25 protein-coding genes and 1 pseudogene are annotated in these 24,106 nt (G+C 61.4%); 9 read left to right on the forward strand and 17 right to left on the reverse strand.

Annotation, left to right across the window (positions count from 1 at the left end):
- Positions 1-9: 9 nt before the first annotated feature.
- Complete coding sequence (locus GIW57_RS06120; RefSeq protein ID WP_127913711.1) at positions 10-243, forward strand: hypothetical protein; 234 nt, start codon at positions 10-12, stop codon at positions 241-243.
- Here the strand turns inward: GIW57_RS06120 and GIW57_RS06125 are convergent.
- The 13 genes from GIW57_RS06125 to GIW57_RS06185 form a co-directional block, all read right to left on the reverse strand.
- On the reverse strand, positions 210-476 hold the full coding sequence (locus tag GIW57_RS06125; RefSeq protein WP_024570447.1) for an EexN family lipoprotein: 267 nt from the start codon (positions 474-476) through the stop codon (positions 210-212). The two genes, GIW57_RS06120 and GIW57_RS06125, sit on opposite strands and share 34 nt — an antisense overlap.
- A 33-nt stretch (positions 477-509) precedes the next feature.
- Positions 510-1,421: a LysR substrate-binding domain-containing protein gene (locus GIW57_RS06130; RefSeq protein WP_023083103.1), complete on the reverse strand. Its 912-nt coding sequence runs from the start codon at positions 1,419-1,421 to the stop codon at positions 510-512.
- Positions 1,422-1,662: 241 nt separating this feature from the next.
- Positions 1,663-2,526, reverse strand: coding sequence for a universal stress protein (locus tag GIW57_RS06135; protein WP_019043457.1), 864 nt, complete (start codon positions 2,524-2,526; stop codon positions 1,663-1,665).
- A gap of 14 nt (positions 2,527-2,540) precedes the next feature.
- Positions 2,541-4,019, reverse strand: a complete 1,479-nt coding sequence (locus GIW57_RS06140) for a SulP family inorganic anion transporter (protein WP_019043456.1) — start codon at positions 4,017-4,019, stop codon at positions 2,541-2,543.
- Between the two features lie 312 nt (positions 4,020-4,331).
- A complete protein-coding gene (locus tag GIW57_RS06145) occupies positions 4,332-6,320 on the reverse strand; it encodes a relaxase/mobilization nuclease and DUF3363 domain-containing protein (protein ID WP_019043455.1) in 1,989 nt (662 codons plus the stop codon).
- Between the two features lie 448 nt (positions 6,321-6,768).
- Positions 6,769-7,356 carry a S26 family signal peptidase gene (locus GIW57_RS06150; protein ID WP_019043454.1) on the reverse strand — a complete coding sequence of 196 codons (588 nt, stop codon included), beginning with the start codon at positions 7,354-7,356 and terminating at the stop codon, positions 6,769-6,771.
- Complete coding sequence (locus tag GIW57_RS06155) at positions 7,353-7,877, reverse strand: DUF2840 domain-containing protein (RefSeq protein WP_019043453.1); 525 nt, start codon at positions 7,875-7,877, stop codon at positions 7,353-7,355. The genes GIW57_RS06150 and GIW57_RS06155 overlap by 4 nt, the downstream gene beginning before the upstream one ends.
- Entirely contained in the window at positions 7,874-8,143 is a 270-nt protein-coding gene (locus GIW57_RS06160; protein WP_019043452.1) for a hypothetical protein, read from the reverse strand. Before GIW57_RS06160 ends, GIW57_RS06155 begins: the two co-directional genes overlap by 4 nt.
- Positions 8,140-8,778: a ParA family partition ATPase gene (gene parA, locus GIW57_RS06165; protein ID WP_019043451.1), complete on the reverse strand. Its 639-nt coding sequence runs from the start codon at positions 8,776-8,778 to the stop codon at positions 8,140-8,142. Before parA ends, GIW57_RS06160 begins: the two co-directional genes overlap by 4 nt.
- Positions 8,779-9,043: 265 nt before the next feature.
- Positions 9,044-9,889: a replication initiator protein A gene (locus GIW57_RS06170; RefSeq protein WP_019043450.1), complete on the reverse strand. Its 846-nt coding sequence runs from the start codon at positions 9,887-9,889 to the stop codon at positions 9,044-9,046.
- Between the two features lie 26 nt (positions 9,890-9,915).
- Positions 9,916-10,206 carry a helix-turn-helix domain-containing protein gene (locus GIW57_RS06175; protein ID WP_024570164.1) on the reverse strand — a complete coding sequence of 97 codons (291 nt, stop codon included), beginning with the start codon at positions 10,204-10,206 and terminating at the stop codon, positions 9,916-9,918.
- Positions 10,207-10,289: 83 nt separating this feature from the next.
- Positions 10,290-11,039 (reverse strand): DUF2285 domain-containing protein, encoded by a 750-nt coding sequence (locus tag GIW57_RS06180; protein ID WP_019043448.1) that lies wholly within the window; start codon positions 11,037-11,039, stop codon positions 10,290-10,292.
- Between the two features lie 342 nt (positions 11,040-11,381).
- Entirely contained in the window at positions 11,382-11,729 is a 348-nt protein-coding gene (locus GIW57_RS06185) for a DUF2958 domain-containing protein (RefSeq protein WP_019043447.1), read from the reverse strand.
- A 223-nt stretch (positions 11,730-11,952) separates the two neighbouring features.
- On the opposite strand from GIW57_RS06185, the gene GIW57_RS06190 reads away from it, so the two are divergent.
- From GIW57_RS06190 to chrA, 3 genes are all read left to right on the forward strand, one after another.
- Positions 11,953-12,246 carry a helix-turn-helix transcriptional regulator gene (locus tag GIW57_RS06190; RefSeq protein ID WP_024570163.1) on the forward strand — a complete coding sequence of 98 codons (294 nt, stop codon included), beginning with the start codon at positions 11,953-11,955 and terminating at the stop codon, positions 12,244-12,246.
- 274 nt (positions 12,247-12,520) lie between these two features.
- Positions 12,521-12,823, forward strand: a complete 303-nt coding sequence (locus GIW57_RS06195) for a PadR family transcriptional regulator (RefSeq protein WP_019043445.1) — start codon at positions 12,521-12,523, stop codon at positions 12,821-12,823.
- Positions 12,820-14,049, forward strand: a complete 1,230-nt coding sequence (chrA, locus tag GIW57_RS06200) for a chromate efflux transporter (RefSeq protein ID WP_019043444.1) — start codon at positions 12,820-12,822, stop codon at positions 14,047-14,049. The genes GIW57_RS06195 and chrA overlap by 4 nt, the downstream gene beginning before the upstream one ends.
- Before the next feature lie 58 nt (positions 14,050-14,107).
- On the opposite strand, the gene GIW57_RS06205 is transcribed toward chrA, so the two are convergent.
- Positions 14,108-15,064, reverse strand: a complete 957-nt coding sequence (locus GIW57_RS06205) for an IS110 family transposase (RefSeq protein WP_024570162.1) — start codon at positions 15,062-15,064, stop codon at positions 14,108-14,110.
- Between the two features lie 409 nt (positions 15,065-15,473).
- Here GIW57_RS06205 and GIW57_RS06210 point away from each other — a divergent pair, with 409 nt between their 5' ends.
- Positions 15,474-16,142, forward strand: coding sequence for a hypothetical protein (locus GIW57_RS06210; RefSeq protein ID WP_019043442.1), 669 nt, complete (start codon positions 15,474-15,476; stop codon positions 16,140-16,142).
- Between the two features lie 175 nt (positions 16,143-16,317).
- On the opposite strand, the pseudogene GIW57_RS06215 reads toward GIW57_RS06210, so the two are convergent.
- The 3 genes and pseudogenes from GIW57_RS06215 to GIW57_RS06225 form a co-directional block, all read right to left on the reverse strand.
- Positions 16,318-16,523 (reverse strand): annotated as a pseudogene (locus GIW57_RS06215) (hypothetical protein).
- A gap of 61 nt (positions 16,524-16,584) precedes the next feature.
- Positions 16,585-18,633, reverse strand: a complete 2,049-nt coding sequence (locus tag GIW57_RS06220) for a ParB N-terminal domain-containing protein (RefSeq protein ID WP_019043441.1) — start codon at positions 18,631-18,633, stop codon at positions 16,585-16,587.
- 65 nt (positions 18,634-18,698) lie between these two features.
- Positions 18,699-19,526 carry a DUF932 domain-containing protein gene (locus tag GIW57_RS06225; RefSeq protein ID WP_024570161.1) on the reverse strand — a complete coding sequence of 276 codons (828 nt, stop codon included), beginning with the start codon at positions 19,524-19,526 and terminating at the stop codon, positions 18,699-18,701.
- 300 nt (positions 19,527-19,826) lie between these two features.
- On the opposite strand from GIW57_RS06225, the gene GIW57_RS06230 reads away from it, so the two are divergent.
- The 4 genes from GIW57_RS06230 to GIW57_RS06245 all read left to right on the forward strand — a co-directional run bounded on the left by GIW57_RS06230 (position 19,827) and on the right by GIW57_RS06245 (position 24,097).
- Entirely contained in the window at positions 19,827-20,633 is an 807-nt protein-coding gene (locus GIW57_RS06230) for a TIR domain-containing protein (RefSeq protein ID WP_019043439.1), read from the forward strand.
- 31 nt (positions 20,634-20,664) lie between these two features.
- Entirely contained in the window at positions 20,665-22,284 is a 1,620-nt protein-coding gene (locus GIW57_RS06235) for a CBASS cGAMP-activated phospholipase (protein WP_072270846.1), read from the forward strand.
- An 80-nt stretch (positions 22,285-22,364) separates the two neighbouring features.
- A complete protein-coding gene (locus GIW57_RS06240; RefSeq protein WP_080375558.1) occupies positions 22,365-23,507 on the forward strand; it encodes a toll/interleukin-1 receptor domain-containing protein in 1,143 nt (380 codons plus the stop codon).
- Positions 23,508-23,509: 2 nt separating this feature from the next.
- On the forward strand, positions 23,510-24,097 hold the full coding sequence (locus GIW57_RS06245) for a hypothetical protein (RefSeq protein WP_019043436.1): 588 nt from the start codon (positions 23,510-23,512) through the stop codon (positions 24,095-24,097).
- The last annotated feature ends 9 nt before the right edge of the window (positions 24,098-24,106 follow it).

A 24,106-nucleotide genomic window follows, 5' to 3' on the forward strand; every position in this document is an offset into this window, starting at 1 on the left:
TGATTCCCCGTGGAAAACGCGGCACGAAGGCGTGCCGCAGACGTCAGGATCGGTGTCGGTTCAGTGCCGGTCAAAGACCGTTATCGGCAGCAAGGTGATGCAGAAAGCATGGTTTCATGCAGGGACAAAGCCAATAAAAACGCCGCAGGCATGAGCGCGCTGCGGCGTGTTAAGAAAGAAAAACAGGATATGCGGCAAGCCGCCAACGGTCAGAACTTCGGCGGCGTTTCCGATGGCGTGTAAGGCACCTTGCCGTCGCCGAAGAAGCGCTTGTTCGTCGCTTCGGCCACCCGGTTGCACAGCACGTCGCCCATCGTCGGGCGCTCGGTCTTGCACTGGAGGCGCAGTTCCTTCAAGCGCTCGGGATCGGCGGCCAGCTCTTCGACGGTCGGCACAATAGCTTCCTGGTTCGACGGCTCGGATGGGCCGCAGGCGGTGATTGCAGCAACCAGCAAGAACGGGGCAATCAGCTTCAAAATCATGATCCGACATCCTCTCGCAGATAGGGTTTAAAACGTGGGTTTTTCCGTCCCTTCGGGAGAGTCGATTGCGTGGACGCGCTGTTTGAATCGTGTCACCGATTCGGTGAACTCGTCCTCGCGGTACAGCACATACGTAACGAGCATGGGAGTTCGCCCTGCCAGCGAACGGGCGACTACGCCGGGTTCGCGGCTACCTGTGATATGTGGCGCTCCGGCTAAACCCAAGGCAAAGCCTGCTGCCACTAGCGCCATCATTAGGTCGAAGGACGCAACACGTTCTGCAATCAGCGGTTCCAGGCCTGCTCGCTGAAGCATGCCGTCAACCTGCCGGGCATGCCCTTCGCAAATCGAAGGATCACAAAGCACTAGTGGATGACGCAGAACCTCTTCAAGCGGAATGCGCTTGTACCTGAGCAATGGATGCCGCGCAGGCACTGCCACCATTAACGCATCACGCCACGCCGCCTCGGCTACGATACCTTGGCCGACTTTGTTCCACTGCGCAAACCCAACATCGTATAGATCGTCATGTAGCCCCTTGATCTGTTGAGAAAGCGGCACCTCGAAAAGGCGCAAATCGACTTCGGGTTCCTCCTGCCGACATAGCGCGAGTAACGTCGGTAAACGTGAAGGCGTGATGCCGTCAGACAGAGCGATGCGCAGTTGCCCATGAAAGCCATTGGCCGCTGCCTTAACGCTATCGCGAGCCTGCTGTAAGGCCGTGAAGATGCGAGGAACATGCTCGAGGAAAAGCTTCCCTGCCCGTGTCAATCGAGTGCTGCGGCTAGTACGGATGAATAGCTGCTCGCCGACATCAGCTTCTAGTTCTTTAATGGTGCGCGATAACGGCGATTGCTCGATGTGTAGTTTTTCAGCGGCGCGTGCGAAGTGCAGTTCTTCTGCGACGGCCAAGAAGCAGCGTAGATGACGCAATTCCATAGGAATCTCCCTGTCCATAGGCGCGTGGCCACCGCTCACGCGCGCCTTTCAACAAACTCTCGTCATGAACCGCCAATGTGTTGAAAACTTCTAAAAGGACAGGTTGTTATCAGCGGGACAAATCGCCTTATGCAGCGCAGATCAACTAGTTCGCTTCAAACTTCCCATCCAGATGTATTGCCGGTTGACGGTGATCGGTTTGGCTCAAACCTGACAGCCAATTAGTGGCGTTGATCAAGACTTAACGCAGTAGAAGAATTGGAATGTGTGACGAACGCAGTAATTCAGCCGTCTTGCTTCCGAACAGAAGAGCGCGCAGTGGCGAGTGACTGAATGCACCCATAATGAGCAGGTCAATTTCCTGTTCTTTCACTGCCTTTTCGACCACTGCTCCGGCATCTCCGGGCACTAGCGAAGCGGTCACTTCAGAGCTCGCTCTCGACAGAGTTTGCTTCGCCCATTCAAGCGATTTGGCTTGACCGCCAAATTGATTTCCAGACATCAAAATTCTGATGGGCAAGCCTCGCAGCAAAGGGCTGCTGGACAACATCTCCATGCCACGCCGAATTGCAGTGCCGCCATCAAAAGCGATCATGACGCGCTCAGGAGGCTTGAATTCTTCACTTACAGTAAGAATCGGAAGCTTTAAAGCGCGAATAATGTTTTCGACGTGATGGCCTAGCTCATTTTCGTGCGTTCTGGCCCCTTTGCCTCTTCGCCCCAACGCCAGCAAACGCAAGCCTTGCGCTTGCTCAATTAACGTATCTTCCAGAGAACCGTGGCGCTGTCGCACATCGACACGGGCTGCACCTGCCAAGATTGCGCGTTCGCGCAGTCGGTTCAAAAACAACCGGCCTTGCTCCCTCGCGCTCTTGGCGTGTGCTTCATCTTCTGCAGACAGATGTGCCAACAGACTCTCTTGAGCGTCGATACCGATTGCGCCGCTGTGATCGTCATCCGTTGCCCGCTCGGGATGGCTGTCGATCACGTGCAGAAGCTCCAGCGGAGCATCAATACGGCGTGCCGCCCAGGCAGCGCAGTCGGCCACATGAACCGCGTAGCGTGATTGATCGACGCAAGCAAGCACTTTATTTTCGTTTTTCATGATTTGCTCTCCTCTTAGTGGCCTGCGAGCATGTCCGCTGCGCCGTCCTTGTCGTGAATCCCGAACTTGTCCACCATCGTGGCGCTGGCCTCGTTCAGGCCAGTCACCTCCACTTCCGTACCTTCTCGCCGGAATTTGATGACTACCTTGTCCAAGGCGCTAACCGCAGTGATATCCCAGAAATGGGCGCGGCCGACGTCAATTCGCACCTTTTCAATGGCTTCCTTGAAGTCGAATGAATTGACGAAGCGTTCGGCCGATGCAAAGAACACTTGGCCGGTAATGGTGTAAACGCGCATGCGGCCTTCGTCCTCCGTGTGCGAGGAGGCATGGAAGATCCGACCGACCTTTTGGGCGAAGAAAAATCCCGAGAGCAGCACACCAACCAGCACGCCTTTGGCCAGATCGTGGGTGCCCACTGTCATAGCGACAGTCGCGAGCATCACCACACTGGAGCTTTTAGGGTGCTCTCGCAAGTTACGGATCGAGGCCCAATTAAAGGTGCCGATGGACACCATGATCATCACAGCGACGAGTGCTGCCATTGGGATACGGGCCACCCAGTCACCGATAAAAACCACCATCAGCAGAAGAAATACGCCAGCGGCCAATGTGGAGAGACGGCCGCGGCCACCGGATTTCACATTGATGACCGACTGACCGATCATCGCGCAACCGGCCATTCCGCCAAGAAAGCCGCTCGCGATATTTGCGACGCCTTGACCTACGCATTCCCGGTTTTTGTTACTGCTCGTGTCGGTGAGGTCATCGACGATGGAAGCCGTCATCATGGATTCCAACAAACCCACTACGGCCAAAGTTGCAGATACTGGGAAGATGATCTGGAGTGTCTCCAAGCTCAACGGGACATCGGGCAGTAGGAACACCGGCAGGTTGTCGGGCAACTGCCCCATATCGCCTACTGTGCGAATGTCGAGGCCGAGTAAGATCGAGACGGCTGTCAGCACCACGATGGCGACAAGCGGCGACGGTATCGCCTTAGTAACGTAAGGGAAGAGGTAAATGATGCCCAGGCCTGCAACCGTCATGGCATAGACGTGCCAGCTTACGTTCGTCAGCTCCGGCAGTTGAGCCATGAAGATCAGAATGGCCAAGGCGTTTACGAAGCCAGTAATAACTGAGCGTGAAACAAATCTCATCAGCGTGCCCAGTTGCAGCCAGCCTGCGATGATCTGGAGTACACCGGTTAAGACGGTGGCAGCGAGCAGGTACTGCAGCCCGTGCTCTTTAACGAGGGTGACCATCAGCAATGCCATCGCGCCTGTGGCTGCCGAGATCATGCCAGGGCGACCGCCAGTGAAAGCTATCACTGTGGCTATGCAGAATGAGGCATACAGGCCGACCTTGGGATCAAGGCCTGCGATAATCGAGAAAGCGATTGCTTCAGGGATAAGGGCAAGCGCTACAACAACGCCTGCTAACAGGTCGCGTCGGACATTGGAGAACCAGTCCTGACGTAAGGATTTCATCATTGATCTATTCCGGTGCAGGCTCGGCCGCAGGCTGGAACGGGACTAGGCGCGAATGCCTCTTTCCGATCCCGGAATAGAGAACAGCCCAAGACTATGGGCTGGCAAACCACAGCCAGTCATACATACAGCCTCGTGCGAGCGAAGATTGAAATTAGGAAACGGCTCGCTGCGAGACTGATAGTTACACTGGTCGATACTCCAATAGTGTTGGCTGTGAATTTGAAAATTGCTCTTGAATTGTAACCTGTCTTTGCGCGTAGCGGCAAGTTGAGAGGCATGACGACCCCATAAAAGCCATCGTCGTGAGGTGGATCACTGGCTTAACCCGCGCTGCCGCGTGAAATGCCAAACCGCCGTATCGCCCCGGACTGTCGCAGCAAGTTGCTGTCCTAGTCGCCGCTCAATCACAGGCTTCCACGGCACCAAGTTGAACCCGATCCCGTCATCGAGCACCGCGTAGCGCCCGCTGGCAAGCATGACGGATCGGCGGTAGATACCTGCTACACGTTGCCCGTCTGTGGTCGGGCGGTGCTCCAGGCCGGTTTCGGCGGCAATGTCCTTGGCGACCTGCGCCAGTTCTCGATTGCGCAGCGTGCCCAGCAGATTCCGGGCGAGGATCACATGCTGTCCCCGCCGCTCGGCCAGCCCCTGTTCTTCAAGGAAGTCGGCGCGCTGCTGCATGGCTTGCTTGGCGTCACCGCCAAAGCCCGAGTCGCCCAGCCCCTTGCCGCCACCGATCAGTTGTTGGTCGAGCCAAGTGGCGCCAATCACGCGTGCCTGCCGCTCAATCGGCAGATGAGATTTCAGCTCTACGGCCACGCCGCCCAGCCGTTGCGAGTCGTACTGGCGGCCACGTTCGGCCAGGTCGTCCGGCACCCTCCATAAGCCATCGGCCACGCGCTCCACGATGCCGGCCCGGCGCAGGGCTTCCAGCCGGCGGACGTGGGCCGCGACGACCTCCTGCGGGTCGCGGCCGGGCTCAGCTCGGCCTTGCTCGATCGCCAGGTGATGATCGGTGCGGTAGAGGCCATCGCTCGCCAACGCGGCGATGTTCCTGTCGGCCGCCCGCACCACGGCGGAACCGCGTACCTCCACCACGGCTCCGGTGGGATAGTTCGCCAGCTCGTCGCGGGTGTTCAACGCGACGTAGTGGGCCTTGCCGTCCACGCCGTCGATGACCAGATAGCCGCGGTCGTGCAACTCGTCGGCCAGCCCCTTGGCGGCCACGCGGCCGATGACGGTGCGGCCGTCGTCGCCGGGCTCGAACACCGCCAGCTCGCGCGGCTGGCCGCTCATGGCCCGCTGCATGGTGCGGATGATGTCGCCGCGCTCGCCCAGGGCGCGCAAGGTCTTCTCGGCATCCGCATGGACGGCCCAGGTGCCGGGCTGCGTCTCGTCGGCCAGGCCCATGCGCTGCAAGCGTTGCAGGCGGCCGATCAACAGCAGGCGCTGGCGTTGCAGCTTTGGTTCATTGAAGCGTTCGATCTGCACCCGGCCATCCTCGCCGGCCTCGCGTTGCAGCGTGCAGTCGAGGCTCGTCCACCGCTCTTGTTCCACCTCGCGCTGCAAGGTCTGCTGGATCTCCAGTTCAGTGCGCGGCCCCAGCCATTCCGTCGCCAGCTCGGCGGCCCGGTGGCGGAAGCCGTGGGCGATGTAGTCGCCCGCGATGATGAGGTCTTTGCCGGTGTCGTCGCGTCCGCGCACGATCAGGTGGGTGTGCGGGTTGTCGGTGTTCCAGTGATCCACCGCCACCCAATCCAGCCGCGTGCCCAAGTCAGCTTCCATGCGGTTCACCAGATGCCGCGTGTAGGTGCGCAGGTCGTCCAGTTCGGCGCCATCCTCGGGCGAGACGATGAAGCGGAAATGGTGCCGGTCATCGGCACAGCGTTCCTTCAAGGCTTCAAGGTCGGCATCGTCGGCCTGCGCCCCGTAGGCCAGACCCGGCTCGCCATCGCGGCCCGCACCGTCGCGCTCGATGTAGCGCAGGTGCTTGGCGAGTGACTGCGGGCTGGCCCGTTGGTGATTGACCAGCAGCGTCTTGATGGTCACGCGCCGCGACATGGGCGTCAGCTTCGCCCCGGCGAAACGCGCCGCCGTGTGGCCGCGCCCCAGGCGCGAGCCGGGCCGCTGGCCTGCGCGCTGGCCGCCGGACACGGCGGAATGGCGTATCGAGGACTTGCCGCCGCTGGCCTTGCCCGCCTGCTTGAGCACCTTGGAAACGAAGCTCTGGCCCTGGCCCTTGCCCCGGTTCTTCGGGGCGCTGGGACGCACGCGGAAATCGTCGTCGCGGTGGTCGGTCATGGATGCGCTCCCCGCAAGCTACGGCGTGTCCTGTCGTGCAAAGCACGCGGACATGCCTGCGTTGGCGCGGGCCTCGCGCCCCACGCGGCACGGTGGCGAAGCCGCTCCGTGCCGCGCCACCCCCATGTGCAGACAGGCTTTGGGCGCGGCCCGGTGCCGCGTCCTTTTGTCTTGCCTTCCGCATTTGCCTCCCGCATCCGCTCCCGGCAATTGCGGCCCGGTGGCAAGGCTGCACCAGCAGCCAGCGCACCGGCGAACACGGCGATGGCCGCAGGCCAGCCGTGTTCGAGGCAAGACGCCTGCACGTGGGACGGCTGCGCCTGAGACAGCGCGAAGTGCGGTGCGAATGCACACGCACTGCATGCGCGACGACACGGCGACGAACAGCGGAACGACACGCCCGATGGCACGATGAGATGCATGGCGACGTACAGCGAATCGGCGGCCATCATGGGCGCGACTCCAGCCAAACCGGGCGCGCAACGCCGATCACGGCGGCTGCGCTGACCGGCCCGAAATACCGGCTGTCGAACGACGCCGGATTGGTCACGCTGAGCAGGAACAGCTCGCCAGGCTGAAGGCGACGGCACTGCTGCCAGGATGGCAGCGGCCGGCCCCAGCGATCGGCAGGCAGCACGGCGGCTGAAGGCACGCCGTCGATGCGGACTTTGCCGTCAGCGATACACACCTCTTGCGGCGCCATCGCGCCCACGCGCTTGAGCAACGGGATGCGCGTCGGCAGGTAGCCGCGATGCGCAGCGAGGGCGGCAGCCTCTGCGGGCATCGGCACCAGCACGATGCTGCCCACGGACAAAGGACGTGGCAGCGAGCTGGTGCGATGGTCGAGCGGATCGACGCGATACCAGCCGACCGCCACGCTGTCGGACGGGTTGTAGGTCAGGCGCGGCAGTGGATGCACGAAGGACGCCCAGGCCAGCGCAGCGAGGCCGCAGGCGGACAGGCCCGCCAGCATGAGGCGGGCGCGCAGGCGCGAGTGTGGATGCGTGAGAGCAGTGGGAACAGAAATCGTGGTCATGACAGCGCCCTCCCGGCCAGCCAGGCGGCGTGCCGCTCGGCGCTGTATTCGGGCAACGGCAAGCGCGCCGCGAGCCGGTTGCCCAGCGTGCGCCAGTACGCGGGCGAAGTGCCAGCAGGTGCGATGCTCAGCGCCTCAATGGCGTCGATGCGTGCCAGCACGGCACGCACCGATTGCTCACCCTCGACGTGCAGCAACAGGCGTGCGCCTGGTTGCACGCCGGGGATGCGCTGCGCGCCATCCATCGGCATGCAAGCCTGCATCACCATGAGCTGCCAGCGGATCGTGCCGTAGTCGTTGGCCTGCCAACGGATGCGGCATAGAACCGCGTTCGGTGTGAACACCGCGCAGCGGCGCCAGCGGTCGAACCGGATGATGCGAGCAGGATCACCGAAGCGCAGGTAGAGGTCGAAGCGTTGGTCGATGTATGCGAGCGCAACGCGCGTCAGCGGCACGCCGTCGGCCACGCCGACAGGCGGGATGGACGGCGGTGCCGAAGCCGTCGAGGCGGGTGTGTTCATGAGGACTTCTCCGGGAATTCCCGCTCCAGCAGCGCGCGCAACAGATCGGCCACCGTCACGCCTTGCGTGAAGGCCGATACCTTGATGCGCGCCCGCATGGCGGGCGTGATGTCGAGGGTCAGGCGGGCCGTGTAGAGGTCGCCTTTCTGGAGGTCATCGGCACTGCCCTGGCGAATCCACGCCTCGGCGTGCGGATTCGCGGGCGGACGCGCGCCGATGCCGATGCCGATGCGCTTGCCCGTGCGCTTGCTGGCAGGACTGCTCATGACGGCCACCGCAGCAGTTCATCGACCAGCGCAGTGATTTCGCGCGCGGCGGCGCTGTCTGGCGCCATCTCGCGCGCAAGCCGGCCAGCGGCCACACTGTCGGCGAACACGATGCGCTGATGCACTTCCGAGTGCAGCGCAGGAAGTGGCTGATCGGCCAGCGCGCCGCGTGCTTCACGCCCGATCACGGTGGTGCTTACGCGCCGGTTGATGACGAAGGCCGCGCGCAGCGCAGGCCGAAACACCTGCGCCTCGCGGATCAGCGCCACCATCTCGGCGCTGGCCCACAGGTCGTAAGGGCTGGGCTGCACCGGGATCAGCACGCGTTCGGCTGCCATCAGCGCGGAGCGCGCCAAGGCGGCGATGCGCGGTGGCCCGTCGATGATGACGTGATCAGCCCGCCTGGCGAGTTCTGGCGCCTCCTGGTGCAGCGTTTCGCGTGCAAGGCCCACGGCGCTGAACAGCCGTGGCAAACCTTGCTGGCTGCGGCGCTGCGTCCAGTCCAGTGCGGAGCCTTGCGGGTCGGCATCCAGCAGGATGACCGACTGCCCGCGCATCGCCAGCTCGCCGGCGATGTGGGTGGCGAGCGTGGTCTTGCCGACGCCGCCTTTCTGGTTGAGCAGCGCGACGATCATAGCCTGGCCCTCCCTGCTGGAGAGCCCGGCTGTCGCTGCTGGTTTTCGTGCCCTTCGCTCGCCGGTTGGGTGGTTGTCCACCGAGACGCGGCGCTTCTACTAAAAGTTAGAGAATTTAAGTTAGGGAAGTTAGGAGAGGCCGAAACCCGCGCCATCATTGGCTTGGCGGCCGATTTTGTTGCCTGATAGCACGAGGATTCGTTGCCTGATAGCACGATACCTCTGTTGCCTGATAGCACGAGTCCGTCCACAGGCTGCGCAGCAGTTATCCCCGTGCCGTGGACGGCACGGGCCGGAACGTCAGCAGCGGCGAGGCAATGCCCGAGACGTACTCGATGCCCAACTGGTAGCCAGGCAAGGCTTGCCGCGCCACCAGTGCCCGCAGGTCGGCGGCGAAGTCGTAGTACCGCGCCACGCTGCCCGACTTGCGGTACAGGTGCTGGAAGTCGAACTGCCAGCCGCCAGGCTGTCGCCCGCCGTGCTTGCGCACCAGTCGGTACAGCCACCGCTCGATCCCACCGGTCAGCCGGAAATACGCTGGGTCGATGGTCAGCACCAGCGCAGCATCCATGACGCCCGCGTAAAACCAGTCCGGCAGGATCAGCTCCAGCCCCAAGGGTGTGCCCTGGGCATCGGCCAGCTCCTTCCACTCGTTGATCCACGAGAAGCGGTGCAGCCGCCTTCCGGTTGTCTCCCGGATCGACGTGGCCACCGTGGTGGACTGCAGGCGATCCAAGGCCGCCTTGAGGCGCTGATAGTCGCGCAGCGACGTACCGCGCCCGATAAAGCGCAGGATCTCGTAGGGTGTGGCCTGCATCAGCCGCGACGGGCGCAAGCCCGCATCGCGCGCTTCCACGATCTGGCTGGCGGCCCAGATCAGAACGTCCGCATCCCAGATCGTGGCGATGCCATGCTCCTGCGTGCCCTCCACGCGGATCGTGATGCCGCTGGCGCGGAAGTCGATCGGCTCCGTGCGCCGCGACTTCGCCAGCGAGAAGAACGGAAAGGCCATCAGGTCCTGGCTGTCGCGCGGCGCCATGTCGCCCGGCAGGGCACGGAACAGATCGAGCTGCTCGCGTTCCTGCCGAACTTGCCCCAAGGGGCTGGACATGGCGATGGCCTCCGGCGCTCCAGCGGTCAGCGCGCACGGCTGTCCGCCGAGTGCTGCTCGGCGTATTCGGGATCGGACGTGCTCTCGAAGCTGCGCTCGGAAGCCCAGGCATCGAGGTCGGCCACGGCGTACATGACGCGCCGGCCGAACTTGCGGAACTTGGGGCCGCCACCCAGCACGCGCTGCTTTTCCAGCGTGCGCGGCGACAGCCGCAGGTAGTCGGCGGCCTCGTCGTTGGTCAGATAACGCTGCGGTTGCGCGGCAGCGGCCGGGGTGGTTGCGGGTGCGGCGGCAGGCCGCAAGGGAGCAGGACGCATGGTGAGAACCTCCATCGGTTGCAGGGCTCCGGCCACACAGCGCAACCGGATGGAGGCAGTCTCAGAAAACGAAGCTCTCCTGCTCAGGGTCGTTTTGCGTGGCCTTCAAAACGGCCCTTCTCAAGCGGCGCAAGCTGTGCTAGGCGTCGATAGCCGCCGCGCATCAGCGCATCGCCGCGCCGCACCAGGCGGCGCACCTTGGAGCGCAAGCCGCCATCGCTGTACCAACCGGCCGCGGTATCCGCGCCGAACAGGCCTTCAGCCACCTCGCGCAAGGACGCGCCCGCCAGGGTCGCATCGAGCGCCTGCAGGGTGTGCAGCTCCATCAACGCGGCAGGGGGCGGCCGGGGCCGAGCCATGGGTGCTGGCGTGTCAGGCACGTGGGTGGCCCCACGGCCACGGTAGGCATGGGCCACGGCCATGCCGTCCTCCAGGCCAGGCGCCAGCGCATAGCGCAGGCAATGGCCGGGGCTGCGCGCGATCAGCGCCAGTCCCTTGCCGTCATGCAACAGTTGCTTGTGGCCGGGAATACGCCAAAACGCGAACGGCTCGGCATCCGGTGGCGGATCGGCATCGGGGTGGAGTTGCACCACGGCCTCATGGCCGGGGAGCCAGGCCGGATGCGCGTCACGCGCATCCAGGGCTGGGTCTTCCAGCAGACGCATGCCCCAGCGATGCGCAGCATCGGGGCGGTGCGCACGGCGCAGCCAGTCGAGCTGGTAGTCAGGATGGCGGCGCAGGTATTCCCAGGCCAGCGCCAGCGTGTCTAGGCACAGCACGTAGAGGTAGGCGGCAGTCGGATACCAGTGCGCGAGGTGGTGCGGTTCGGCCATGACGCAAGCTCCCGTAGAGCAGGACGGCCGTCACCGGTTTCACACGCAAACGTCACCGCATCGAACTAGCATCCAATCGTGAATAAGCTGGTAGCTTAGTAACTTGCGTGTCAAGACGAAATGCATCCGATGGGTTGCATGGATCGTCTGAATGCGACGGTGGCGCGCGAGAACATGCGCGCCTCCTGCGATATCCACCGTGCCCGATGGCACGGCCGGCATCATGACCGTTTACGTCACGATGGCACCGATTTGGTGCAACAGTGCGGACTAAGACCTGACGGGTCTGGAGCAAGACCGAAATAGTCTCAATGCGCCCGGCTTGGCTTGGGCGCGAACGGCTCAATCGAGGATGGAACCATTCTCCTGAGCCAGCCGCAGGTACTCCGACAACGGGCGCACCGCCCGGAAATACCGGTCCCGCATCACGGGCTGTTTGCTCGGCCCGACGATGGATGTGAGGTCGGACAGCTTGATCTCGCACAGCTCGGGCATGCCGATCCCCAAGTCGATCAGGCCATGGGCCGTATCGCCGTCGGCGGGGTCGAGCGATACCAGCAGCCAGGTGGCGTGTGCGTCCGGCGTGAACAGCCGCACCACGGGCAGCGGGTCGATGGCCCGGCCAGCGGCGCGGGCCTGGCCGTGTTCCAGCAACAGCCTGCGCTCGTCCTCGGTGATGAGCTGGTTCATGGGCGTCCCCTCATTCGCACAAAACCGCCGAAGCGTGAAAGCGCAAAACCGCATCGGCGGGTTTGAGGAAAGACACGGATGCGGCTTTGCGCTTCTGTGAGAAGCCACAGATACGGATTTCCGTAAAAGCACGAAAGCGGCAGGCGAGCATAGTTGAACACTATAGATTGTAGTCCTATAGGGCGCAATCGGCTGTCATCTTGGATTTTGGGGAGATCCAAGGTTGGCAGCGAAACATACATTGTCGGAGGCACTAAAGACCATCAGGAAAGCGCGTGGATTGAGCCAGGAGGCGTTCTCCGACGTGTCCAGCCGCACCTACATGAGCACGCTGGAGCGCGACCTCAAAAGCCCCACCTTGAACAAGCTGGCCGAGCTGTGCGAGGTCATGGAGGTGCACCCGCTCACGCTGCTGACCCTGGCCTATGCCTGCGACGACCTGCAGCAGGCCGACCAGCTGCTGGCGCAGGTGCGCCAGGAGTTGGAGACTGTGGCGAAGAAGAGTGACACGCCATAGCGCGCGTCGGCGCTGGCATGGCCGATCCGGCGCCGCCGGTTCGAGGTATGCAGGGGCGCCAAGCCTGCGCGGCGGGGATAGCCCGCAGGGCTTTCCCCTGGAGGCAAACAAAGCGCGCAGCGCCGTTGGCGCGAAGACGTGAGCAACTGTCTTGAAAGTCAAGCCTCCCAAGCGCGCCCGAAGAGGCGCGCCTCTTCGGGGCATCTGCGTGCCGTGATAATATCGACTTTCGTTATCGTTATTCGATATGAAAGAGCAACCAACACCCCGCGCCATGGAGCACCACGACCTGCTGTCAGGGCTGATCCGCCTGCATGTGCTGCACCACGCGGCCGAGCAGGAGATCTATGGGCAATGGATGATCGACGAGTTAGCCCACCACGGCTACCGCCTGTCTCCTGGAACGCTGTACCCAATGCTGCACAAGATGGAGCGCGACGGATACCTCGTCTCCCGCCAAGAGCGTGAGGGGCGCACCGTGCGCAAGCTCTACACGATTACACCCAAGGGCAATGAAGGCTTGGCGCTGGCCAAGGAACGCATCCGAGAATTCACCGGGGAGGCGATGCACAGATGACAGATTCCACCAACACCTTGCAGCATGAGGCCGCAGCCGCACGTGGCTCACCCGTCGAAGTCTTCGGCGCCTTCCTCAAACTGGGACTGACCTCCTTCGGTGGACCGATCGCGCATCTGGGCTATTTCCGCTCGGAGTTTGTCGAGCGCCGCCGCTGGCTGGACGACCGCAGCTATTCCGATCTGGTCGCCCTGTGCCAGTTCCTGCCAGGGCCGGCCAGCAGCCAGGTGGGCATGGCGCTGGGGCTGGGCCGCGCGGGCTGGTTGGGGCTGCTGGCGGCCTGGGCGGGGTTTACCTTGCCGTCGGCGATTGCGCTGATCCTGTTCGCCTTTGGCATCGCCGAGTACCACGGGCTGGCCCAGTCCGGCTGGATCCATGGGCTCAAGGTGGTAGCCGTGGCCATCGTGGCGCAGGCCGTATGGGGCATGGCCAAGTCGTTGTGTCCTGACCGGCCCCGTGCCGCCCTGGCCATTCTGGCGGCACTGCTGACCATGATCATGCCCTCAGCCGCGGGACAGCTTGCCGCCATCGCGGCGGCGGGATTCCTGGGCTGGTGGAGATTGAAGATCGCGCAACCTGGCGGCGGCCAGGCCCACAGCTACCCGGTTTCGCGCAAGCTGGGCATCGTGGCGCTGCTGCTGTTCGCAGTGCCACTCGTCGGGCTGCCCCTGTGGGCCGCTGCCACGGGCTCGTCCACGGTCGCGCTGCTGGAAGGGGTGTACCGCTCTGGTGCGCTGGTCTTTGGCGGTGGGCACGTCGTGCTGCCGCTGCTGCAGGCCACCGTGGTGCCCAGTGGCATGGTCAGCAACGCTGACTTCCTCGCCGGCTACGGCGCGGCGCAGGCAGTGCCGGGACCGCTGTTCACGTTCTCGGCCTATCTCGGCGCGGTCGCCCACGGGCCGCTGCATGGCTGGATCGGCGGGCTGGCCCTGCTGGGCATCATTTTCCTCCCGGCCTTCTTCATGCTGGTCGGCGCGCTGCCGTTCTGGGAAGGGCTACGCCACCGCGCGGGTATCCAGACGGCCATGGCAGGCATCAATGCTGGCGTGGTCGGCATTCTGGTGTCGGCCCTGTACGACCCTATGTGGACCAGCGCCATCCACGGCAAGGCGGATTTTGGGCTGGCGCTGCTTGCGTTCGGGCTACTGACGGTGGGTCGCGTGCCTCCAGCGCTCGTGGTGCTGCTGGCCGGGCTGGCGGGCTGGGTCATGGCGATCGGTATCTGAAGCCAGTCGGCGCAGTGCGCAGGCCGGGCATGGTGACTACCGCCCACCATATAGAAAGTCACGCCGGAGCAGGCTGGTCATTCCATGGCCGCCCGGTTTTGACCATGGCATTCATGATGATCAGCAGCTTGCGCATGCAGGCCACGATGGCAACCTTCTTCGGCTTGCCAGCCGCCAGCAGGCGCTCATAGCAACGCCGTATCACGGCGTTGTGCCGCATGGCAACGATGGCGGCCATGTATAACGCGCTCCTGACCGTAGCCCTCCCGCCGCAAATGATGCGTTTACCGCGAGCCTGGCCTGAGTCCCGGTTCATCGGTGCGACACCTACCAGCGCGCAGATCTGCTTGGCCTTGAGCTGGCCAAGCTCCGGCAGCTCGGAAATCAGCGTCGCAGCCGTCGCCGGGCCAACTCCCTTGACACTCTTGAGCAATGTGGCCAGATCGGACTGGTATTGAGCCAGATGCTCCGCAATCCTTCGATCCAGCGCCTCAAGCTGCGTCGCGAGCATATCCATCAGTTCCGCAATATCTTGCACGACCTCCGGATGCGCCATGTGTTTGCGTTGGCGCTCGCTGACCAGCAAGCGTACCAACTGCCGCCGTCGAAGCACCAGTGCATGCAGGTGTTGTTGTACCTGGTCTGGCATCGGTTTGATGAAGCGATCTCGATCAGGACGCTGGTTCAGCACCTGCGCCAGTTCAGCCAGCATCCTGGCATCCACGCTGTCGGTCTTGACCAATCGCCCCATGGCCTTGGCGAAGTCCCGGGCCTGCCGAGGGTTGATGACAATGACAGCGAATCCCGCAGCTTGTAGAGCGCAAGCACAGGCCAGTTGGTACTGTCCAGTCGCCTCCATCACGATCAGCGAGACCGGATGGTTCTTCAACGCTGCGATCAGCGCTTGGTGCCCAGCACCATCGTTACTGAATATGGCCGTGGACTGCTCGTGCCCGATGGCTACATCCATGGTCTTCTTGGAGATGTCGATACCGACTGCAACTTGATTGGCCATGATCTCCGCGTCCCTTCCTTGCAAATGCGAACGGCGTTCACGCAACTGTTCGGGCTTTCAGAGATCGGGCGCGAGCATGCGCCCAGGACTCACGCACGGGCTCAAGTGGCACCGAGGGATGACGGGCTACATGCTGCGGCCAACCCCGAACCCTGGCAGGTCCGGGCGTGACGGCATTGCCGAACACGCACTTCAAAGATACAAGGGATCGAAGCCGAATGGCCGTGACAGCGAAGTCGGCACGGGGCGCAGCCCGAGAGCTTGGCGGCGCTAGCGTCGACACGCCAAAACCCAGCAAAACCTCCCCCATCCTTGGCGATCCACATGAATTAGACATAATTTGCACAAAACATCAATTTTATGCGAAACTCATCAACATCGCGCATAAATCAGGAAAGACGGTTCTATCATGGCATTTCGAGCAGACGAAGCGGCGCAAGCCGGGTACGAAGAAGTGGAGAAATACCTTGTCCTGCGCCCCCGGGATGCGGACGAATCTGAAAGAGCGCGAAGCAAGCAAGCGCTGCAGGACATCGTGGATGAACTCGGGCCGGTGGTTGACAGATACCCTTCATGGCACCCACTGGTGCGCAACCACGATAGCCGCCACCCCGTCACCACACCGAGTGATCGCTGCGGCTACAAAGGCCTCGACCACACGCGGTACTTCGCCAATGGATTCATCACCTGTCCCTATGGCGATGGTCAGGAGGTCTTGGACTCGGTTCTAGCCCTTCCTCGCCACCACGCTGCTTACATCACAGCGGAGAAGCTGGATGTGCAGTTCTACAACCCAGAAGCCACCCCGATACTGGTCAAGTGCAACTGGGAAGAGCCCTTACCGATGGACAAGATGATCCCGCTGTCCATCGCAGTGCCTTTGATCCTGGAGAAAGAGGTTCCGTGCTGGACCTGGTCCCAGGTCGCGGAGACATGGGAGTCGATGCGCTCGTATTTCCTGGGCGCCCCCCATGGCGCGCGATCGTCGCTGTTCGTGAGCCAGGAGACCGGACAGGGGATCAAGAAGGTTTGGGAAACGCTGATCTACACGGGGATGTTTGGCCCGATCAAGGTGTGATTGCGCCTTCGCGCCATCTGTATCAACGCGCCAACACCGCAGCCGGGCCTGCAAAGGCGGCGGCGTTCTGATTGGGCTGTCGGCTCTCAACACCGGGCGCGGCCACCGCCGCGCCCGGATTTTTGAAGTTCACCGCGCCCAGGGCGGAACGGCCTGGGCGCGGTGTCGACGACGGTTATTCCTTCGTCTCGATGATCCACCACACGGCCCGCGCCAAGGCACGGCCCGTGATGGGATGAATGTCCGTGAGGTCGGCGCGTGCCGTCCAACCCGAGGGCGGACGATAGCCGCGCACGTCGCCCTCGCCGTGCCAGCGGCGGGGCGCACGGTGCCGGGGGCGTAGATTGCCGCCATGCGCGGGCGGCTGGTGGTGTTGATGATGGGCATGGTTCGGCTCCCTGCGGCAAAGCGCCCCGGGCGGGGCGCTTGCCTTCGGCGTGGGTCAGGCGGTCAATGCCTCGGCAGGTTCATGCGTCACGGTGGCGGCTGCTTCCGCGCCGTCCTGCGCCGCATCCTGCAGGCCTTCCTCGGGCGCGTCTGCCGTCTTGAAGATGGCAGGCATCCAGCCCTTGCCGTTCACCAGCCGCTCGGCCTCACTGGCAATGTCGGCCTTCTTGAGCTTCGCCAGCCGGTTGACGCTCTCGGGCACCAACTCGCCCACGGCTTGCAGAATCGCTGCCTTCGGAACGTGCTTGAAGTAGCCTTCTGCGGTCGGCCTCCACCATGCGGCCATGTCGAGGCCCACAGCCTGCACCAGTTCCGCGCCCGGCTGCTGTACCGTGGCACGCGGCGTCACCACGTCCACGGTCGAAGCCACGCACACGGCCAGCAGCTTGACCAGTTCGCCTTGCTCCATCGCCAGCAGCGCGGCGAACAGTTCGGCGCTGTCGTCGGGCAGCTTGCCGCCCCACGCCTGCTGCAATTCGCGCAGCGCCACGGCGGCGGGTGAATCGGGCCAGTCCGGGGCCATGCCTTCCAGCCGGTCTTGCACCGTCAGGCGCACGCCCAGCGGTAGATCATGACCGTAGTAGCGGCCCTGCAAGAGGGTCTGCACCATGCCATGCACCAGCGCGGCCAGCGCCACCTGTGGATGCCGGGCTACCTCGATTTGCAGTGCAGCGGTGCGATGGGCGCTCAGGCGCTGAGCCAGTCGGTCGGAAATCGCTGCTGTCTTGGGCGCTTCGTCTTCCTCGCCTTCGTCATCGTTCGCGGCGTCCGGGTCGCTGAAGCCTTGGCGCAGCTTTTCGAGCGTGCGCAGCGCCTTAGCTTCGGCCTCGCGCAGCAGCCCGCGATGAATCACGACTTCGCCGTTGCGGTCGATGGTCACAATGGCACCGGCTGCGGCCTTCACGTTCGCGCCGTATCCCCGCAAGCCTTCTTCCAGCGCCTGCAACTGCTCGCCCAGGGCTTCGCCTTCCTCCTGCAAGGCGTCGGCCTTCTCCTCGTCCTCGGCATCCATCGCGGCGTCCACGGCTTCGCCAATGGCGCGCATTTTCTCTTGCAGCTTCTCGATGCGCTGTGCTTCGCGCTTGTTGGGTGCGCGCCGCTCCCTCGGCGCACGCTGAAAGGCGTGCAGGTCGGCATGGGTCATGCCGGGCGTGGCATCGGCCCAAGCCCAGCCCTCGGCCTTCACCTCGGCGGCGATGCCTGCCAGCTTGTCTTGCGCCAGCCGTTCCAGCAAGGCGGCGTCGCTCAGGTACACGCCCGCGTCATCCTCCGCGAACAGGTCACGGCGAACTCCGCCGCCTGCCTGCTCGTAGGCATCCAGCCCCACGAAGCGCACGAGCGGATGGCGGTAGGCGTCAATCTCGCGCTCGGTCAGGCGTTCGCGCAGCGCGGAGGGGCTGCGTTGCCACAGCGGCGCATCGTAGAACGCACGCTCCTGCGCGGCGTGATCGTCGGTGATGGAGAGCGCCATCAACTGATCGAGCGTCACGGCATCGGCCCTGTAGTCCGCCATCAGGCGCGGCGAGACGTTCGCCAGCTTCAAGCGGCGCTGCACCACCAGCGGCGTGACGGAAAAATCCGCTGCAATGTCTTCGATGGGGCGGCCTTCGGCCACCAATGCCGCAAACGCTTCAAACTGGTCTGCCGGATGCATGGCTTCGCGCTGCACGTTCTCGGTGAGGCTCGCGGTACGGGCCGTGCCATCGGCCACTTGCAGGCAAGGCACCTGCCAATCCTTGGCGATGCGGTGTTTCTTCGCCAGCAGCTTGAGGGCCGCAAGGCGGCGACCACCGGCCACCACCTCGTAATGCTCGCCATCGGCAGCGGGAATCACGATCAGGTTTTGCAGCAAGCCCACGCGCTGGATGCTCGCGGCCAGTTCGGGAATGGACATGCGCGGGGTCTTGCGCACGTTGCGGCCCGTGGGGCGCAGCACCAGCCGCGACAGGGGAACCAGAATCATGTGCTTGCTCGGGTCGGCGGCTTGCAGCACGTTGGCGCGGGTGTCGAGGGCTTGGGCTTCGGTGTAGGTAACGGCGTTCATGGTGAATCTCCAATCGAGTGAAACAAGGGAATGGAGGGGAACCGCCCCTCCGGCGGGGGAACGGTTCAGGCCTTGAGCTGACGCATGCCATCGGCCAGCAGCCACAGGGCGCGGTTCAGGCGAATGTCGGAATCGATGCCCTGCACGGGCCGGGTCCGCTGCCTGCGGCCATTGGCGGCGCGGCCAGCCAATCCGCCCTTGGTCAAGTTCTCCTGCGTGCGGTTGAACACGCTCCACAGGTCGGGGCGGCGGTCATCGAACCGGCGCGGCATCAGGATTTGCGATTCCGTGATGGGCGCGGGCTTGGTCGGGTCGTCGTACTTGAGGGCCAGCGCAGCGCGGGCGAACACTTCCGATTCCCCTGCATCCAGCGTGATGGCCTGCATGGATTCGCGCGATTCCTGCGCATGCTCGAAGCCACCTAGCACCTGATAGGCGCCCTCGATGACATGCCCGGCCACGTCGCCTTTGTGGGGCACGCGCACATCGCCCATGGTGTCGCCGCAGACAAGGCCATTGCTGCAAACGAAGCGGAACATGCCACCCAGTAATTGATAGCTGCTCGTGCCGTCGTGCGAGTTCAGCAGGATGATTTCATTGGCTTCGCGGGCGTTGATCTGGTTGGAGTGGCGCAGGCGCAGCATGTGTTTGGTGTGCTCGCGCCGGCCTTCGTTGCGCACGCGGGTTTGGCACACCATGAAGGGCTGGAAACCCTCCTTGCGAAGCTCGGTCAACACGGCGGCGGTGGGGATGTAGCTGTACCGCTCGGAACGGCTCTCATGCGGAGCGTCCGCGAAGATGGACGGGGCCACCCTGCGAATCTGGTCATCGGACAGCGGGGTTTCGCTGCGCAATGCGGGGGAGTGGTGAGCGAAGCGGGATGCGAGTTGCATGGTCTTTCTCCTGAGGCTGTTGAAGAAAACCGCACACCGGATTCCTAGATTCGGAGCCCAGCCTTTCGGCTGTTCGGTGCGGTCGGCACGAGGAACCCGGTTGGCCCTGTTGCCACCGTCTTTCCTGAGTTCATCGCCCGCGGCCAAAGGAGCGCGCGGACGGGGGCCGTCAAGGAAACAAGCGCAGGGTGGGTGCGGCCCGCAGGCGCAGCCGAGGACACGGCCCTGCGCGCCTTGACGGCCTACGGGAGCGGGCTACGGTCGCTGACAAGGTGATGGAGTCAGGGAGGACGGCTGGACATGGCAACGGCCCTCCCTGTGTGCCGACCGCACGGCAAGCGCAAGCGCGCAGGCCCGGATCTGGAAGCCGGGCCGGAGGCGTCAGCCAAGCGGAGCGAGGGAACGATGGAAGCCCGAAGGGGGCGAGACGCCGTGGCCGAAGGGTGCGGCGGCTCGATGCGCTACGCGCACGACAGCGCGACCGGCCATGTCCACTTGGCCGGGGATGCCCACGCAAGTCACCCCAAATTTCAACAAATGAAGATACTTGTTGTAAATTGTGACTTGGATGGAAATCGTATCTTTAGCCGCAAAGAAGCATCAGGAGAAAAAATGACGCGTAGAGCCTTTTACAGCTTTCACTACCAGCCAGACAACTGGAGAGCTGCCCAAGTCAGAAGCATGGGTGTTATAGATGGAAACAAGCCCGCTTCCGATAACGACTGGGAAGATGTGAAGGCAGGCGGAGATGATGCAATTCAAGAGTGGATTGATGAGCAATTAAAAGGAAAGACGGTTGCAATCATTCTTGTTGGAGAGAATACGGCTGGGAGAAAATGGATTAACTACGAAATAAAGAAAGCGTGGAAGGATAAGAAGGGGGTGCTTGGGATCTACATCCACAATCTCAAGGATAGCGACGGAGATCAAGCGGAAAAGGGAAGCAATCCATTTTCAAAATTCACTATAAATGGTGTCTCCATGGATGAAATCGTAAAAACTTACAATCCGCCATATTCCTCCAGTACTAATGTGTACAGTCACATCAAGGAAAACCTTGAGGACTGGATCGAAAAAGCCATTGAGATCAGGGGAAATTACTCGTAATTTAATCGTTCCAGCCAACCAGGTTTAACGCATGATTCCAAGACAACCTCTTGCAGGGGTGCGAATTCACCTCTCAGGATCTGCTCCAGATGAGCGGCAAGAAGAAATATGCTTGTTTGTGAAGGCACTAGCATCGCGAATATTTAGCGAGGGAGGTTCAGTGATTCATGGCAGTCACCCGTCCTTGTCTAAACCATTAGAAGATGCCGCGAGAGATTTTCTTCATGCGGGAGGTGAGGTAGGAGCCTTAACATTGGTTCGTGCTCAAAAATTTGCCGAAACAGATGAACAAATTGCAGAAATAGAAATCCAACGCCAATTCGCAGCGGTGCAAATAGTTCCCGCAGAAGCTGATGGAGTAAGCAATAGTGATTTAACTCCAATGCGAGACTGGATGGCCGAGCGATCGGATGCGGTTGTCTGCGTTGGAGGTAAGTGGTGGGACATAAATAAGGCCAAAGCAGGGGTCCCCACTGAGCTTGATGCGATGCTAGAACTCGGAAAGCCAGGTTTCGTTGTTGCAGGATTTGGGGGAGCAATTGCGGGTTATCTAAAGGACAACCCGAGCTTGCCTTCAAGATTGCAAAATGGACTATCTGAGAATGCAAACCGAGAAATTGCGAACGATACGTCTATCGAACGTATTGTAGAAACCATTGTCAATCAGCTAAAGCTTCTGCCGCTCGTGCGGCGCAGTGTTTCACGGGGGCGTAATTTTCGAATTCTTGCTCTTGATGGGGGAGGATTGCGAGGGACGTTTACTGCCGCCGTCTTGGCTAAGTGGGATGACATGCTCAGGAGTGGTGGCGGTAACAATCTAGTATCGCATTTCGATTTAGTGGCTGGCACATCGACAGGTGCAATACTCGCAATCGGGCTTGCCCTCGGAATAGCTCCGCGCGATATATTGAAATTCTACCAAGAGCAAGGACCGTTAATTTTCCCAAAAGATAGGAAGCTTCGACATTGGTTGAAATCCAAGCACGAATCTTCCACGCTCCGAGATTTACTGTGCAAAGTGTATGGTGATAGGAGAATAACTGATGCCTCATGCTGCAGGCTCGTTATTCCTACAGTAAGAGCCAAACATGGACAAGCTGAAGCTATTGTCACAGCCCATACCCCAGATAGAACAGCATTTCGAGATATCTCAGCGGTCGATGCCGCACTTGCATCTTCAGCTGCCCCTACATATTTTGACGAATCTGTCTGGGATGGGCCGGTTGCGCCTGAATCTTTTCTTGATGGTGGTGTTTGGGCGAACAATCCAATTCTCCCCGCACTGGCAGAAGCTGTTCGCTATCTAAAAATACCCTTGGATCGAATAGATGTTTTAAGTGTCGGCACAATGGGCAGTGAAAGCGATTTCACGGAGTCCCTTGGAAAAGGGAAAGCTGGATGGGCACCCAATAGTGCCGATCTCTTCTTTGCTGCCCAGGAGCATGGGGCACTAGTTTTGGCCGATGGTTTTTTAGGCCCAACACGCCATCTTCGGATTAATCAACAGACTCCGGTAGAAATTAAACTTGATGATGCAGAAGCGATTGAAGATATGGCCGTGCGGGGAAATGATGTAGGCAAGGATTCTTTTGTTTCCGTTCGATCTAGATTCTTGGATGGACTGTTGGCTCCAGAATGGCAACGGTATTAATTTGCCTGGAGGCCCACAGGAATCGTGCCTGAGTGGGATGCTTTCGCCCGATTTCTAAAAATTATTCGACTAAGGTAAACATGCCTTCTCTATATCAGCTTGCAATACTTGGGGCACCAAGTGCTGCTCAGATTTCTGAGCTTGAGAATATCGTGGCTCACGCCGTAGGCATGTTCAATCTGAGGCTGGGTCATGAGGTCGGATGGGATATTTGTCCCGAATCGTTCGAGCCGCCGCAGCAAAGATCAGCCGCCGCAGTTTTTTTTGGAGGTGAGAATGCTCCTATTGCCAATGTTGCAAAGCTGTTAGAGCGTGGCATCCCATTGCTGCCGGTGGCGTCGGATGTCAGTAGAGTCAGCGCAGAGATTCCTGCAATGTTGCAACCGCTCAACTGCCTAGCGTATGCAGCAGGTGGTGCACAACGCGTTGCGACCGCATTGCTGGAATGTGCAGGATTACTCCCTCGGCAGCGGCGGGTTTTTGTGAGCTACCGCCGAGGTGAAGCCCGAGAAGCTGCTTTGCAACTGTTTGACGCTTTGTCAGTTCGACTTTTCGACGTATTCCTCGACACGCACGGCATTCCACCTGCGGAGGACTTCCAGACCATGCTGTGGCATCGGCTCTGCGATTCTGATGTGCTCGTGATGCTCGACACGCCAGGTTATTTCGAAAGTCGCTGGACGAGCGCGGAGTTCGGACGCGCGTTGGCCAAGGGCATCAGCGTTCTTCGGGTCGGCTGGCCGGATGCCACACCTTCTGCGCGCACAGCTACTGCAAGCCGGGCAGAACTATTGCCCGAAGAAGTAGACCCGGGCACAGGGCGTCTGGCCGACGGGGCGGTAGAGCGCATCTGCTTGCAACTTGAGGAAGTCCGCAGTCAGAGCCATGCCGTGCGTTCCGTCAATCTTGTGAGCAATCTGCGAAATGCCATTCAAACGATCGGTGGTCAAGTAATCGGAGTGGGGAGTAACAGGGCCGTTCATATCCGACTGCCAGATGGTCGGGCAGTGGTGGTGTATCCCACGGTTGGTGTTCCTACATCGACAACACTGCATGAGGCCTCGACAAATTCACCTGATCAGTCAGTCGCCGTTGTCTACGATCACGTCGGCTTGCATCCTCGATGGCTAGGACATTTGGACTGGCTTGGCCAGTACATCCATTCCGCACGATGGGTCAAGTCGAGCGAGGCAGGTTGGCAATTTGCAGATTGGGTGGCTTGAGCATGAGCGCCATCTTCCTTTCGGCCAGCGTGCCGCTTGTTGGCCGAGGCACTTATCATGAAACGGCTAATCCGTTCCTTATCCAATGTGCAGTACGAGAGTTGGCAATGGCTGTGATTCGTCGGCACAAGATTGTCTGGGGCGGCCATCCTGCCATTACGCCGATGATCTGGACAATCTGTGAAGACTTGGGTGTGGACTACTCCCAGTCAGTGATCTTGTATCAGAGTAGATTCTTTGAGGACCGCTATCCCGAAGAGAACAAGCACTTCCAGAATGTCGTTTATACCGAAGCGATTCCCAATGAGCGGGAAGCGAGCCTGTTGATGATGCGCGAGCAAATGCTGTCACGTGAAGACTTAGTTGCGGCAGTATTCATCGGGGGCATGGAGGGCGTAGAGGCGGAGCACGAACTGTTCAGACACTTTCACCCAGCCGCCAAGGTATTGCCTGTCCCTTCACCGGGGGGAGCGGCGTTGAATCTCTCCAAGGATCGAGGCTACTTCGCCGATGGAGATCTTGCCGACGTGGACTTCGCTCGGCTCTTTCACACTCACCTCACGATGGCCATCGATGATAAGGGACGCTAGCCATATCCG

Source organism: Stenotrophomonas sp. PA-6-5C (assembly GCF_021605635.1).
Lineage (GTDB): Bacteria > Pseudomonadota > Gammaproteobacteria > Xanthomonadales > Xanthomonadaceae > Stenotrophomonas > Stenotrophomonas lactitubi.